This window comes from Nocardioides ochotonae, assembly GCF_011420305.2.
Taxonomy (GTDB): Bacteria; Actinomycetota; Actinomycetes; order Propionibacteriales; family Nocardioidaceae; genus Nocardioides; species Nocardioides ochotonae.
This window is the reverse complement of the sequence record NZ_CP061769.1, coordinates 1,993,079-2,006,645: the sequence shown is the minus strand read 5'-3', so window position 1 is coordinate 2,006,645 and position 13,567 is coordinate 1,993,079. Positions and strand designations below refer to the sequence as shown.

At 71.6% G+C, this 13,567-nt stretch carries 14 protein-coding genes; all 14 read left to right on the top strand.

Going from position 1 to position 13,567, the window contains the following annotated elements; translation table 11 throughout:
- Positions 1-123: 123 nt before the first annotated feature.
- Positions 124-1,506, top strand: coding sequence for a glutamate decarboxylase (locus tag HBO46_RS09715; RefSeq protein WP_166138390.1), 1,383 nt, complete (start codon positions 124-126; stop codon positions 1,504-1,506).
- A 208-nt stretch (positions 1,507-1,714) separates the two neighbouring features.
- Positions 1,715-3,226: a depupylase/deamidase Dop gene (gene dop, locus HBO46_RS09710; protein WP_166138393.1), complete on the top strand. Its 1,512-nt coding sequence runs from the start codon at positions 1,715-1,717 to the stop codon at positions 3,224-3,226.
- A gap of 159 nt (positions 3,227-3,385) precedes the next feature.
- Positions 3,386-3,583: a ubiquitin-like protein Pup gene (locus HBO46_RS09705; protein ID WP_166138396.1), complete on the top strand. Its 198-nt coding sequence runs from the start codon at positions 3,386-3,388 to the stop codon at positions 3,581-3,583.
- Positions 3,584-3,587: 4 nt separating this feature from the next.
- Positions 3,588-4,433, top strand: a complete 846-nt coding sequence (prcB, locus tag HBO46_RS09700; protein WP_166138399.1) for a proteasome subunit beta — start codon at positions 3,588-3,590, stop codon at positions 4,431-4,433.
- Positions 4,430-5,230: a proteasome subunit alpha gene (gene prcA, locus HBO46_RS09695; RefSeq protein ID WP_166138402.1), complete on the top strand. Its 801-nt coding sequence runs from the start codon at positions 4,430-4,432 to the stop codon at positions 5,228-5,230. Before prcB ends, prcA begins: the two co-directional genes overlap by 4 nt.
- A gap of 157 nt (positions 5,231-5,387) precedes the next feature.
- A complete protein-coding gene (locus HBO46_RS09690; protein ID WP_166138405.1) occupies positions 5,388-6,386 on the top strand; it encodes a hypothetical protein in 999 nt (332 codons plus the stop codon).
- A 100-nt stretch (positions 6,387-6,486) separates the two neighbouring features.
- Complete coding sequence (pafA, locus tag HBO46_RS09685) at positions 6,487-7,848, top strand: Pup--protein ligase (protein ID WP_166138408.1); 1,362 nt, start codon at positions 6,487-6,489, stop codon at positions 7,846-7,848.
- Between the two features lie 154 nt (positions 7,849-8,002).
- A complete protein-coding gene (locus tag HBO46_RS09680) occupies positions 8,003-8,965 on the top strand; it encodes an FKBP-type peptidyl-prolyl cis-trans isomerase (RefSeq protein WP_166138411.1) in 963 nt (320 codons plus the stop codon).
- Between the two features lie 60 nt (positions 8,966-9,025).
- A complete protein-coding gene (locus HBO46_RS09675; RefSeq protein ID WP_166138414.1) occupies positions 9,026-10,045 on the top strand; it encodes a helix-turn-helix transcriptional regulator in 1,020 nt (339 codons plus the stop codon).
- Positions 10,042-11,028 carry a helix-turn-helix transcriptional regulator gene (locus HBO46_RS09670; RefSeq protein WP_166138417.1) on the top strand — a complete coding sequence of 329 codons (987 nt, stop codon included), beginning with the start codon at positions 10,042-10,044 and terminating at the stop codon, positions 11,026-11,028. Before HBO46_RS09675 ends, HBO46_RS09670 begins: the two co-directional genes overlap by 4 nt.
- A 46-nt stretch (positions 11,029-11,074) precedes the next feature.
- A complete protein-coding gene (gene tatA / locus HBO46_RS09665; RefSeq protein ID WP_207950069.1) occupies positions 11,075-11,356 on the top strand; it encodes a twin-arginine translocase TatA/TatE family subunit in 282 nt (93 codons plus the stop codon).
- Positions 11,357-11,360: 4 nt separating this feature from the next.
- Positions 11,361-12,206 carry a twin-arginine translocase subunit TatC gene (gene tatC, locus HBO46_RS09660; RefSeq protein WP_224769473.1) on the top strand — a complete coding sequence of 282 codons (846 nt, stop codon included), beginning with the start codon at positions 11,361-11,363 and terminating at the stop codon, positions 12,204-12,206.
- Between the two features lie 7 nt (positions 12,207-12,213).
- On the top strand, positions 12,214-12,648 hold the full coding sequence (locus HBO46_RS09655) for a hypothetical protein (protein WP_166138420.1): 435 nt from the start codon (positions 12,214-12,216) through the stop codon (positions 12,646-12,648).
- A gap of 32 nt (positions 12,649-12,680) precedes the next feature.
- Positions 12,681-13,559, top strand: coding sequence for a diacylglycerol kinase (locus tag HBO46_RS09650; RefSeq protein WP_166138423.1), 879 nt, complete (start codon positions 12,681-12,683; stop codon positions 13,557-13,559).
- Positions 13,560-13,567: the final 8 nt, after the last annotated feature.

Below are 13,567 nucleotides of genomic sequence, written 5' to 3'. Positions count from 1 at the left end.
GCCCCGCCGCCGCCGTGCAAGCGTCGAGTCGAGTGCTCCAGCTGACCACCGTGGTCGTGCCGCGCCCCTCACCTACCCGAGCACTTCGGGGCGCCGAGCGGCTGCACCGAAAGGACCGCCGACATGAGCGAGAACGACATGGAGAAGCGGCTGGCCGTCAACCCGCTGTTCGCGCGTCCGGGAGAGTCCCAGGACATCCCGCAGTTCACGTTGCCCGAAGACCCGATGATGCCGGAGACGGCGTACCAGTTCGTCCACGACGAGGCGATGCTCGACGGCAACGCGCGGCTGAACCTCGCCACCTTCGTCGGCACTTGGATGGACCCGATGGCCTCGAAGCTCTACGCCGAGACCTTCGACAAGAACATGATCGACAAGGACGAGTATCCCCAGACCGCCGCGATCGAGGAGCGCTGCTGGCGCATCCTGGCCGAGGTCTGGAACGCGCCGGACCCGTCGAACTCGATCGGAACCTCCACTATCGGGTCCTCCGAGGCGTGCATGCTGGGCGGCCTCGCCCTCAAGCGCCGATGGCAGCAGGCGCGCCGCGCGGCCGGCAAGTCGACCGAGCGCCCCAACCTGGTGATGAGCTCCGCGGTCCAGGTGTGCTGGTTGAAGTTCTGCAACTACTTCGACGTCGAGACCCGGACCGTCCCGATCAGCGACGAGCACCGCACCATGGACGGGTTCGAGCTCGAGAAGTACGTCGACGAGAACACCATCGGCGTCGTCCCGATCATGGGCGTGACCTACACCGGGATGTACGAGGAGATCAGCAAGATCTGCGACGCCCTCGACCGGATCCAGCAGGACACCGGGCTCGACATCCCGATCCATGTCGATGCCGCCTCCGGCGGGTTCATCACGCCGTTCCTGCAGCCGGACAAGCTGTGGGACTTCCGGCTCGACCGCGTGCACTCCATCAGCGTCAGCGGACACAAGTACGGCCTGGTCTACCCGGGCATCGGCTGGGTGGTGTGGAAGGACAAGGACTTCCTGCCCGAGGAGCTCATCTTCTACGTCTCCTACCTGGGCGGGAAGATGCCGACCTTCGCCCTGAACTTCTCCCGGCCCGGCGCGCAGGTCCTGCTGCAGTACTACAACTTCATTCGGCTCGGCCGGAAGGGCTACACGGCCGTGCAGCAGGAGAGCCTCGACGTCGCTCAGTACCTCGCGCGGGAGATCGAGGCGATGGGCCCGTTCACGCTGTGGAACGACGCCTCCGACATCCCCGTGTTCGCCTGGGAGCTCAAGGCGGACCACACCTCCAACTGGAACCTCTACGACCTCTCCGACCAGCTGCGTCAGCGTGGCTGGCTGGTGCCCGCGTACCCGTTGCCCGAGAACCTCGAGAAGCGAACGGTGCAGCGGATCGTGGTCCGCAACGGTCTGTCCCGTGACCTGGCCAGCCGCCTGCTCGACAGCCTCCGCTCGAGCGTGGAGTTCCTGGACACCCTTCCCGGCCCGCTGCCGCGTGAGCAGGAGGCCCACATGTTCCACCACTGAGGTCGCGATGGTCGGCGGGTGGGCCACCCCCGCGCGGGACGGCTCGCCAACGGGCCCGGGGGCGTTATCGCCTCCGGGCCCGTGTCCCTGCCGGTTGCCGACGCGTGCCTTGTCGAGCGCCTGGTGCGGACGGCGCGACCGGTGAGGCGACCCGGTCGGCGGCGCAGACGCCCTCCGGCGGGCTCGGTCGGGACGTACGCTGACAGACATGAGCGTGCGACGGGTGATGGGGACCGAGATCGAGTACGGCATCTCCGTGCTCGGTCAGCCGATGGCCAACCCGATGGTGGCGTCGACGCAGGTCGTGAACGCCTACGCCTCCTCGACGCTGCGCGCCCGGCGCGCCCGCTGGGACTTCGAGGAGGAGTCACCGCTGCGCGACGCCCGGGGCTTCGACATGTCGCGCCAGGTCGCGGACTCCACCCAGCTCACCGACGAGGACCTCGGGCTGGCCAACGTCATCCTCACCAACGGGGCCCGGCTCTACGTCGACCACGCCCACCCGGAGTACTCCTCCCCGGAGGTCACCACCCCGCTGGACGCCGTGCTCTGGGAGAAGGCGGGGGAGCAGATCATGCTCGACGCCCAGCGCCGGGCCAGCCAGCTGCCGGGCGGCCCGTCGATCGCGCTGTACAAGAACAACACCGACAACAAGGGCGCGTCGTACGGCGCGCACGAGAACTTCCTGATGCGCCGGGCCACGCCGTTCGGCGACATCGTGCGGCACCTGACGCCGTTCTTCGTCAGCCGCCAGGTCGTGTGCGGCGCCGGCCGCGTCGGGATCGGCCAGGACGGGCGCGAGCACGGCTTCCAGGTCAGCCAGCGCGCGGACTTCTTCGAAGTCGAGGTCGGCCTCGAGACCACGCTGAAGCGCCCGATCATCAACACCCGCGACGAGCCGCACGCGGACCCCGATAAGTACCGGCGCCTGCACGTCATCATCGGCGACGCCAACCTCTCCGAGATCTCGACGTACCTCAAGGTCGGCACCACCGCGCTGGTGCTGGCGATGATCGAGGACGGCTTCATCACCCGCGACCTCTCCGTCGACGGGCCGGTGCGGGCACTGCGCGCGATCTCCCACGACCCCACGCTGCGCCAGACGCTGCGGCTGAAGGACGGGCGCACCCTCACCGGCGTCCAGCTGCAGATGGAGTACCTCGACCTGGCCAAGAAGTACGTCGAGGACCGCTTCGGCACCGACGCCGACCGCCAGACCGTCGACGTGCTGGCGCGCTGGGAGTCGGTGCTGGACCGCCTCGAGCGGGACCCGATGCTGTGCGCCACCGAGCTGGACTGGGTGGCGAAGCTGAAGCTGCTCGAGCAGTACCGCCAGCGCGACGGCCTCGGCTGGGACGCAGCGAAGCTGCAGCTCATCGACGTGCAGTACTCCGACATCCGCCCCGAGAAGGGCCTCTACCACCGCCTCGTGGCCGGCGGGCGCATCGAGCGGCTGCTCCACGACGCCGAGATCGAGGCGGCCATGCACGAGCCGCCCACCGACACCCGCGCGTACTTCCGCGGCCGCTGCCTGGAGAAGTACGCCGAGCACGTCGCCGCCGCCTCCTGGGACTCGGTGATCTTCGACCTCCCCGGCCGCAACTCCCTCCAGCGGGTCCCCACCGCCGACCCGCTGCGTGGCAGTCGCGCGCACGTCGGTGAGCTGCTCGACCGCTGTGCCACCGCCACCGACCTGTTCGCGGTGCTCACCCGGTCCTGAGGCCTTGCGGGACCCGGCAGACCCACGTTTGGTCCCCAACGACAGTTCAGCGCACGGTTTCGTTGTCGTTTGGGACCAAACGACACCCGCTGGCCGCCCCCGGCGATTCGCTCCGCTCACCACCGCCCACAGCACCCACTCAGTGGATAGGGTCGGTCCATGGCACAGGAGCAGAAGCAACCGCGGAAGTCCGCGGAGACTGACGACGCGGTCGAGGTCACCCCGGAGACCGACGTCGCCGACCGCAAGGAAGCCATCGACGACGAGGTCGACGACATCCTCGACGAGATCGACGACGTGCTGGAGTCCAATGCCGAGGACTTCGTGAAGTCCTTCATCCAGAAGGGCGGCGAGTGACCGCGTGAGCGATCCGCGTCTTCCCCCCGCCTACCTGCGCCCCGGCGTCTCCTCCTTCGCCGACTTCCTCGCCGGGCAGTCCCCGGACCTGCTGCCGGGCAACCGCGCGCTGCCCGCTGGCCAGGCCGGCGACCTCGCCCCGCACGGCACCACCATCGTCGCGCTGACCTTCCCCGGCGGAGTCGTACTCGCCGGCGACCGGCGCGCCACGATGGGCAACATCATCGCCCAGCGCGACATCGAGAAGGTCTTCGCCACCGACGAGTTCACGGCCGTCGGCATCGCCGGCACCGCCGGGATCGCCGTCGAGCTGGTCCGGCTCTTCGGCGTCGAGCTCGAGCACTACGAGAAGATCGAGGGCACCACGCTCTCCATGGACGGCAAGGCCAACCGCCTCTCCGCCCTCATCCGCGGCAACCTCGGGCTGGCCATGCAGGGTCTCGCCGTCGTCCCCCTCCTGGTCGGGTACGACGTACCTGCCGCGGCCGGGCGGATCTTCAGCTACGACGTCACCGGTGGACGCTACGAGGAGACCGGGTTCCACTCGGTCGGCTCCGGGTCGCTGTTCGCCCGCGGCGCGCTGAAGAAGCTCTACCGCCCCGACCTGAGCGAGCCCGACGCCGTGATGACCGCCGTACAGGCGCTGTACGACGCCGCCGACGACGACTCCGCGACCGGGGGCCCCGACATGACCCGCCGGATCTTCCCGATGGTGCACGTGATCACCAGCGAGGGCGGGCGCCGCCTGCCCGAGGCCACCGTGGCCGAGGTCGCCGACCGGATGATCGCCGCCCGCATGTCCCGTCCCGACGGCCCGCTCGCGGGCCTTCCCGGAGGTCCCGCCGCATGAGCATGCCTTTCTACGTCTCGCCCGAGCAGCAGATGAAGGACCGGGCGGACTTCGCGCGCAAGGGCATCGCCCGCGGCCGGTCCGTCGTCGCCGTGCAGTACGCCGACGGGATCCTGTTCGTCTCCGAGAACCCCTCGCAGGCGCTGCACAAGGTCTCCGAGATCTACGACCGCATCGCCTTCGCCGCGGTCGGGCGCTACAACGAGTTCGAGAACCTGCGGATCGCCGGCGTCCGGCTGGCCGACATGCGCGGCTACGCCTACGACCGACGCGACGTCACCGGCCGGGGTCTGGCGAACGCCTACGCCCAGACGCTCGGCACGATCTTCTCCAGCGGCGGGGAGAAGCCGTACGAGGTCGAGCTCTTCGTCGCCGAGATCGGCGACACGCCCGAGCAGGACCAGATCTTCCGCCTGACCTACGACGGCCAGGTCGCCGACGAGCACGGGTACGCCGTGATGGGCGGCGCCGCCGAGTCGGTGGCCAGCTACCTCAAGGAGCGCTACTCCACCGGCACCTCGCTGGACGACGCGCTGCACCTCGCGGTCTCCGCCCTCGGGCACAACGACACCGAGGACCGGGTCATCCCGGTGGACGACCTCGAGGTGGCGGTCCTGGACCGGACCCGCTCGCAGACCCGCAAGTTCCGCCGGCTCAGCCCGTCGCGGCTCGAGACCATGCTGGGGGACCGGGTGCCCTCCGAGGGTGCCACCACCGCCGTCGAGTCGACGGCCCCGCAGGGCACCGCCACCCAAGCCGGCGAGCCCGACCCGCCGGTCGCCCCGCCGCTCAGCTAGCCGCACCGGGCCACGTTTGGTCCCCAACGACAGTTCTTCGGCCCCGGTCGATGTCGTTGGGGACCAAACGTGCCCATCGACGCCCCGAGACCCGGGCCCCGTCCACAGCACGCCGTCGCCCGGTTTCGGCACCCACCTGCGGTCGCAGCATCTGAGAATGCCGCCGCCACGAACCGACTCCGTCCACCCGCACGCCGAAGTCGTGCGGGGCCAGGTGCGCCTGACCTCGTTCCGGCGGGTCAGCCACGGGCTGTACCTGCGCAAGGCGGAGAGGCTCGGTGACCACGAGGAGTTCCTTCGCGAGCTGCGGGCCTGGACCCGGGTGCTGCCGCCCGGCGCGGCCTTCACCCATCTCACCGGCGCCCGGTTGCGCGGCTGGCGGCTACCGGCGGTCCCGCCGCAGGTGCCCGTCTTCGCGGCGGTGCACGGCACCGAACGCCGTCCCCGTCGCCCGGGCCTCATCTGCTCCCGGCTCGTCGAGCCCGCGGCGGGCACTTGCACGATCGAGCTCCGGCACGGTCTCCCGGTCGACGCCCCCGAGGAGATCCTCCTGCGAGCGGCACGCGACCTCGGCGTACTCGACCTCGTCATCATGATCGACTCCGCACTCGCCGCCGGCGACCTCGACCCCGATCGCATGCAGGCCCTCCTGTCCAGCGGCCGACCCGGGGTCCGGGTCGCGCGCACGGCGTACGACCTCGCGACCGCGCGGTGCGAGTCCGCCGGCGAGACCGTCCTGCGCTTGTTCCACCAGCAGATGGAGGTCCAGGTCGAGCCGCAGGTGGACCTGTACGACGCCGCCGGCACCTTCCTCGGACGGGCCGATCTCCTGGTCTCCGCCCTCGGCGCGGTGCACGAGTACGACGGGGCCGGGCATCGCCGCGCCGCGCAGCACCGAGCCGACCTGCGGCGTGAGCGCGGCTGGAGCGGCACCGGTTACCAGCGTCGCGGGTTCACCCTCGACGACCTGCTCAACCACCCCGCCATCGTCATGCACGAGCTGGACCGCGCCCTCGGGCGCGCTCACGACCCGCGCCGCGTCGTGCGGTGGCGCCGGCTGGTCGCCAACTCCCTGTACGACGAACAGGGCCGCTCCCGCACCCTGAACCGCTGGCGGCGGGCGATGGGCTTCGACGATTGGTCACGAACTGCATGAGATCGGCGCCATTTCCTGTCGTTGGGGACCAAACCACAACACCCGGGCGTACCGTGTCGCATCTCACACCCACCACCCACCGGCGCCGTAGTGTGGCCCCATGGAGCGGCGGATCTTCGGGATCGAGAACGAGTACGGCGTGACGTGCACGTTCCACGGGCAGCGGCGGCTGAGCCCGGATGAGGTGGCGCGCTACCTGTTCCGCAAGGTGGTCAGCTGGGGGCGCAGCAGCAACGTGTTCCTGCGCAACGGGGCGCGCCTCTACCTCGATGTCGGCAGCCACCCGGAGTACGCCACCCCCGAGTGCGACGACGTCATCGAGCTGGTGACGCACGACAAGGCGGGGGAGCGGGTCCTGGAGGGGCTGCTGCTCGACGCCGAGCAGCGCCTGCACGACGAGGGCATCGCCGGGGAGATCTACCTGTTCAAGAACAACACCGACTCGGCCGGCAACTCCTACGGCTGCCACGAGAACTACCTGGTCAGCCGGGCGGGGGAGTTCAACCGGCTGGCCGACGTGCTGATCCCGTTCCTGGTGACCCGCCAGATCATCGTCGGCGCCGGCAAGGTGACCCAGACCCCGCGCGGGGCGTCGTACAGCATCAGCCAGCGCGCCGAGCACATCTGGGAGGGCGTCAGCAGCGCGACCACGCGCAGCCGCCCGATCATCAACACCCGCGACGAGCCGCACGCCGACGCGGAGAAGTACCGCCGCCTGCACGTCATCGTCGGCGACTCCAACATGAGCGAGACGACCACGATGCTCAAGGTCGCCTCCTGCGACCTGGTGCTGCGGATGATCGAGGAGGGCGTGGTGATGCGCGACCTCACGATGGAGAACCCGATCCGCGCCATCCGCGAGATCTCCCAGGACGTCACCGGACGCCGCAAGATCCGGCTCGCCAACGGCCGCGAGGCCAGCGCGCTGGAGATCCAGGGGGAGTACCTCGCCAAGGCCCGCGACTTCGTGGACCGCCGCGAGCTGGCCACCCCGGTCATCGAGCGTGCACTGGACCTGTGGGAGCGCGGTCTCAAGGCCGTGGAGTCCGACGACCTCGGCCTGGTCGACACCGAGATCGACTGGGTCATCAAGCTGAAGCTGATCGACGCCTACCGCGCCAAGCACGGCCTGGCGATGGGGCACCCGCGGGTCGCCCAGCTCGACCTGACCTACCACGACATCCGCCGCAACCGCGGGCTGTACTACCTGCTCGAGAAGCGCGGCCAGGTCGCCCGGGTGACCAGCGACCTGCGCATCTTCGAGGCCAAGACCGTGCCGCCGCAGACCACCCGCGCCCGCCTCCGCGGGGAGTTCATCCGCCGCGCCCAGGAGCGCCGCCGCGACTTCACCGTCGACTGGGTGCACCTCAAGCTCAACGACCAGGCCCAGCGCACCGTCCTGTGCAAGGACCCGTTCCGCGCCTACGACGACCGCGTCCAGCGCCTCATCGACGGCATGTGACCCCCGGTCCGGGCCGCGGACCCAGCGCGACCCGCGGCGTACCGGTGCCGGGTCCTCTCAGCATCGCCGTCTAGTGTTCGCCTCGCCCGATTTCCGAGCTTGACTTCCGAGCTCGACCCCCGGGCACCGACTCCCGAGCCGATTGGTGATCTCCGTGTCGCGACGCCTGCGCCGCCTGCCCGCACTCCTCGTCCCGCTGCTCGTCCTGCCCGCGCTGTCCGCGTGCGGTGACGACGACAGCAGCGCCGCCTCTGCCTCCGCCGACGACCTGCTGGAGTCGCTGAGCATCAAGGGCGCGCACGGCAAGGCCATCCGGGTCGGCTGGGACGGCCGCATCGAGATGGAGGAGGGCAGCGACACCACCGTGCTCTCCGAGGGCGACGGCGAGGAGGTCGCCGCCGGCAACGAGGTCACCGCGCACATCTGGATCGGCAACGGCTACACCGAGTCGGAGTCGTTCAGCACCTACGACTCCAAGACGCCGCAGACGCTGACCCTCAACGACAGCCTGGCCGAGGGCTTCCGCGACAGCCTCGAGGGCCAGCAGGTCGGCTCGCGGATCGCCACCGTCGCGATGGCCGACGAGTTCTTCGGCGACGGCGGCAACCCCGGCCTGCAGATCGCCAACAAGGACACCATCGTGGTGATCATGGACATCCTCGGCACCGCCGACGTCCTCGAGCGCCCCCAGGGCAAGGAGCAGGAGGCCCCGGCGTGGACGCCCGAGGTCGTCACCGACGACACCGACGCGGTCACCGGCCTCGACTTCACCGACGCCCCCAAGCCCAACGGCCGCCTGCTCGGCGCCGACCTGGTCGTCGGCGACGGCGCGACGGTCGAGAAGGGCCAGACGATCACCGTCAACTACTTCGGCCAGGTGTACGGCGCGGACGCGCCGTTCGACGAGTCCTTCACCAAGAGCCCGGCCTCGTTCGGCATCGGCACCGGCCAGGTCATCAAGGGCTGGGACAAGGCGCTGGTCGGCAAGACCATCGGCAGCCGGGTCCTGCTCGCGATCCCGCCGGCCTGGGGATACGGCGAGAAGGGTCAGCCCGGCGCCGGCATCAAGGGCACCGACACCCTCTACTTCGTCGTGGACATCCTCGCCGCGTCCTGAGCCGATCGGCTCGGGGGTGAGCGAGAATGACGGCGTGAGGACCGACGGAGGGGGACCGGCGTGACGGTGGCCAAGAGTGAGCGGCTGCTCAACCTGCTCATCATGCTGCTCGTCCAGCGCCGCCCGGTGCCCAAGCAGCGGATCCGCTCGATCCTCTACGCCGACTCCACCCCCGAGGCGTTCGAGAAGATGTTCGAGCGCGACAAGGAGGAGCTGCGCAGCCTCGGCGTACCGGTCGAGGTGGACCAGATCGACCCGCTGTTCGACGACGAGCCGGGCTATCGGATCTCGCCCGCCGACTTCGCGCTGCCCGAGATCGACCTGCGCCCCGACGAGGCGGCGGTCATCGGCCTCGCCACCCGCGTCTGGCAGCACGCCCGGCTCGCCGCGGCGACCAGCGACGCCGTCCGCAAGCTCAGCGCCGCCGGCATCGACGTCGACACCACCGCCCTCGACATCGTCGAGCCGCGGCTCAGCGCGGACGAGCCGTCCTTCGACGTGTTCTGGGAGGCCACCCAGGAGCGCAGCGCGGTGGTCTTCGACTACGCCCGCCCCGGTGCGGACACCGCCACCCGGCGCCGCCTCCAGCCGTGGGGAGTGGTGCGCTACTCCGGGCGCTGGTACGTCGTGGGCCACGACATCGACCGCGGGGCGGAGCGGGTCTTCCGGCTCTCCCGGGTGCGCGGCCAGGCGCGACGCACCGGCCGGCCCGGGGCGTACGACGTGCCCCCGGGCACCGACGTGCGCGAGGTGGCGCGCCGCCTCGCGCCGGCCCCGTCCACCGAGCACGCGGTGCTGCTGGTGCGCCAGGGCGCCGGGCACGCGCTGCGCCGCGGCGCCGACGCCGTCGAGCCCGACGTGCCCGGCCCCGACACCCGCACCCGCTGGGACCGGGTCTCGCTGAGCCGCAGCCTGGGCCTGGTCGACGAGGTCCTCGGCCACGGCCCGGACGTCGTGGTCGAGGCCCCCGACGCGCTGCGCCGCTCCGTCGTCGACCGACTCGCGGCCGCCCTTGGCCAGCCGGGGGACCGGCCGGTCGACCGGCCCGCACCGCACCCCACCGCCGAGGAGCGCGCATGACCCAGGCCCCGCTCGGCGCCAAGGAGCAGGTGGCCCGCCTGCTCACCCTCGTGCCCTACCTGCACGCGCGCGACGGCGTACGTCTCGAGGACGCCGCGCGCGCCCTCGGCGTAGCGCCCAAGCAGCTGCTCAAGGACCTCAAGGTCCTGCTGATGTGCGGGCTGCCCGGGGGCTATCCCGACGACCTCATCGACGTCGACCTCGACGCCCTGGAGGACCCCGAGGGCGACGGCGTGATCCGGGTGTCCAACGCCGACTACCTGGCCCGGCCACTGCGGCTCACCCCGACCGAGGCGACCGCCGTCATCGTCGCCCTCCGGGCTCTGCGCAACGGCGCCGGCGCCGAGACCCGCGAGGTCGTCGACCGGGCGCTGGCCAAGCTCGAGGCGGCCGCCGCCGAGGGCTCCGCCGCACCCCGGATCGACCCGGGCACCGACGCGGTCGACGCCGACCAGGCGCTGCTGGCGCGCCGGCTCCAGGACGCCGCCGACCGCGGCCGGCAGGTCCGGCTGACCTACTTCGTGCCCTCGCGCGACGAGGAGTCCGACCGGGTGGTGGACCCGCGCGGCGTGGTGACCGCGCGCGACGTGGCCTACCTCGACGCCTGGTGCCACTCCGCCGAGGCACCGCGGCTGTTCCGCCTCGACCGGATCAGCTCCGCCGACGTGCTCGACCACCCGGTGGTCTCCGAGCCGGTCGCCCCGCGCGACCTCTCGGCCGGCTTCTTCCCGCCGTCCAGCGACGCCCTGCCGGTGACCCTGCACCTCGACCCGGCCGCCCGGTGGGTGGTGGAGTACTACCCGGTCGAGGAGGTCCGGGCGCTGGCCGACGGCGCGGCGGAGGTCGACCTGCTGGTCGCGGACCGCCGCTGGCTGACCCGGCTGCTGCTGCGCCTGGCCCCGCACGCCCGGGTCGTGCGGCCCGACGCGATCGCCGAGGAGTTCCGCGCCGCGGCGCAAGACACGCTCGGCCTCTACCGTTGACCCGGCGTAGACTGAGAACGCCGTCTACCAGCACCGTGAGGACATCATGATCACCCCGCTCATCGCAGGCCTCGGCACCACCGAGCTGCTCATCATCCTCGCCGTCCTGGTGCTGCTCTTCGGCGCCAGCAAGCTGCCCGAGCTCGCCCGCGGGAGCGGTCGCGCGCTGCGCATCTTCAAGGCCGAGACCAAGGGCCTGATGGACGACGACGAGGAGCTCAAGACCCCCGAGCAGCGCGAGATCGAGGCCCGCCAGGCCCTGCTCGACCAGGAGCGTGTCGAGGCGGAGCGCCAGGCCGAGCGCCGGCGCCGCGGCGACACGGCCTGAGGGCTTGTCCGCGCTCTCCGGGTTCGTACGCCTCTACTCCGGTCGCCCCCAGCACCCGGTCGGGCCGGGTGGCCGGATGGCGCTCTCGGACCACCTGCGTGAGGTCCGCGCCCGACTGCTGCGCTCCGCGACCGTGCTGGTCGTGGCCTTCGTCGTGGCGCTGTTCTTCTACGACCAGCTCCTCGACCTGGTCCTCGACCCGTACAACGACGCGCGGGCCGCGTTGCCCGACACGATCGAGACCAAGGCCTACATCGCCAGCGCCGGCGGCCCGCTGCTGCTGCAGCTGAAGCTGTGCGGGGTGGCCGCGATCGTGGCCTCCAGCCCGTACTGGCTCTACCAGATCTGGGCGTTCATCGTCCCGGGCCTGCACCCGGGGGAGAAGCACTGGACCCGGCTGTTCGCCGGGGTCGCCGGGCCGCTGTTCATCGGCGGCGTCGCCCTGGGCTACTACGTGCTCCCGAAGGGCCTGGAGGTCCTGATCGGGTTCACCCCCGACGGGCTGGAGAACCTCGTCGAGTTCGGCGAGTACTTCAGCTTCTTCACCCGGATGATGCTGGTCTTCGGGATCGCGATGGAGATCCCGCTCTTCGTGATCATGCTCAACCTCGCCGGTGTGCTCAGCGGCCAGGTCCTGGGGCGCTACCGGGCCTGGATCATCGTCGGCACCTTCGTGTTCGCCGCGGTCGCCACTCCCTCGACCGACCCGTTCTCGATGCTGATGCTGGCCGTCCCGATGCTGGTGCTGTTCCTGGTGGCCGAGGCGGTCTCCCGCCTCATCGACCGCCGCCGCGGCCGCGGCGCCCACGGCACCGACCAGTGGGACGACGACGAGGTCTCGACCCTGTGAGCCGGCGATGAGCACCGCGCCCGCCCCGCTGCGCGAGCTCGACCCCTTCGACCTCCCGGACTGGCTGGGCACCGGCGAGGTCACCTGGGCCTCCCGCTCCGGGCTGCGCGCCGGGCACCTGGTCGTGGGGATGCTGCACCCCGCGGCGCACCCGGCCGCCGACGGGCCGGTGGTCGACTGCGACCTGCTGGCCGTCGATGCGGCGTACCCGGTGCCGGTGGTGGGGGAGCCCGACCGCACCCGCACCCACCAGGCCTGGCACCGCGGCGAGGTGTATCTCGTCGCCCGCGAGGACCGGCTCACCCTCGCGATCCCGGGCACCGGCTTCGACGCCGACCTGGTGCTCGACGCCCTCGGCCGGCTGGCGCGCGCGGTCGGGGCCAGCCCCGAGCGCTACAGCGCCTGCCTGCGCCTCGGCGGCGGTCCGCGGCGTACGCCCTGAGCGCCCCGGCGCCGATGGCCTAGGGTTCGGCCGTGACCGGCCCGCGCGACATCGCAGTGCTCTCCAACCCCACCTCGGGCAAGGGCCGCGGCGCGCGCGCCCGGGCGCTGACCATCGGGCGGCTGCGCCAGGCGGGCGTGCACGTGCGCGACCTGGCCGGCGCCGACGCCGTGGAGAGCGGCGAGCTGGCCCGGGCCGCGGTCGCCGACGGCGTCGACGCGGTGGTCGCGGTCGGCGGCGACGGGCTGGTGCACGTCGCGGTGCAGGTGCTGGCCGGCACCGGGGTGCCGCTGGGGATCGTGCCCGCCGGCACCGGCAACGACGCCGCCCGGGCCCTCGCCATCGACCCCAGGGACCCCGCGGCGGCCGTGGACCGGGTGCTGGCCGGGCGCACCCGGGTCGTCGACCTGGCGCGCAGCGGCGCGACGTACTACTCCACCGTGCTGTGCGCGGGCTTCGACGCCGTCGTCAACGAGCGCGCCAACACGATGACCTGGCCGCGCGGGCAGATGCGCTACAACCTGGCCACCGTGGCCGAGCTGCGCACCTTCCGGCCGCTGTCCTACGTGCTCGACCTGGACGGGGAGGTGCTGCGCACCGACGCGATGCTGGTGGCCGTCGGCAACGGCCCGTCCTTCGGCGGCGGGCTGCGGATCACCGAGGGCGCCTCGCTCGACGACGGGCTGCTCGACGTGGTGGTGATCAAGCCGCTCAGCAAGCTCTCGCTGGTGCGGACCTACCCCAAGCTGTTCCGCGGCACCCACGTCACCCACCCGCAGTACGAGCGCCACCTGGTGCGCCGGGTGACCATCGCCGCACCCGGCATCGTCACCTACGCCGACGGGGAGCGCTTCGGCCCGCTGCCGCTCACCGTGGAGTGTGCGCCGGGAGCACTCACCGTGCTCGCCTGAGCCTCACG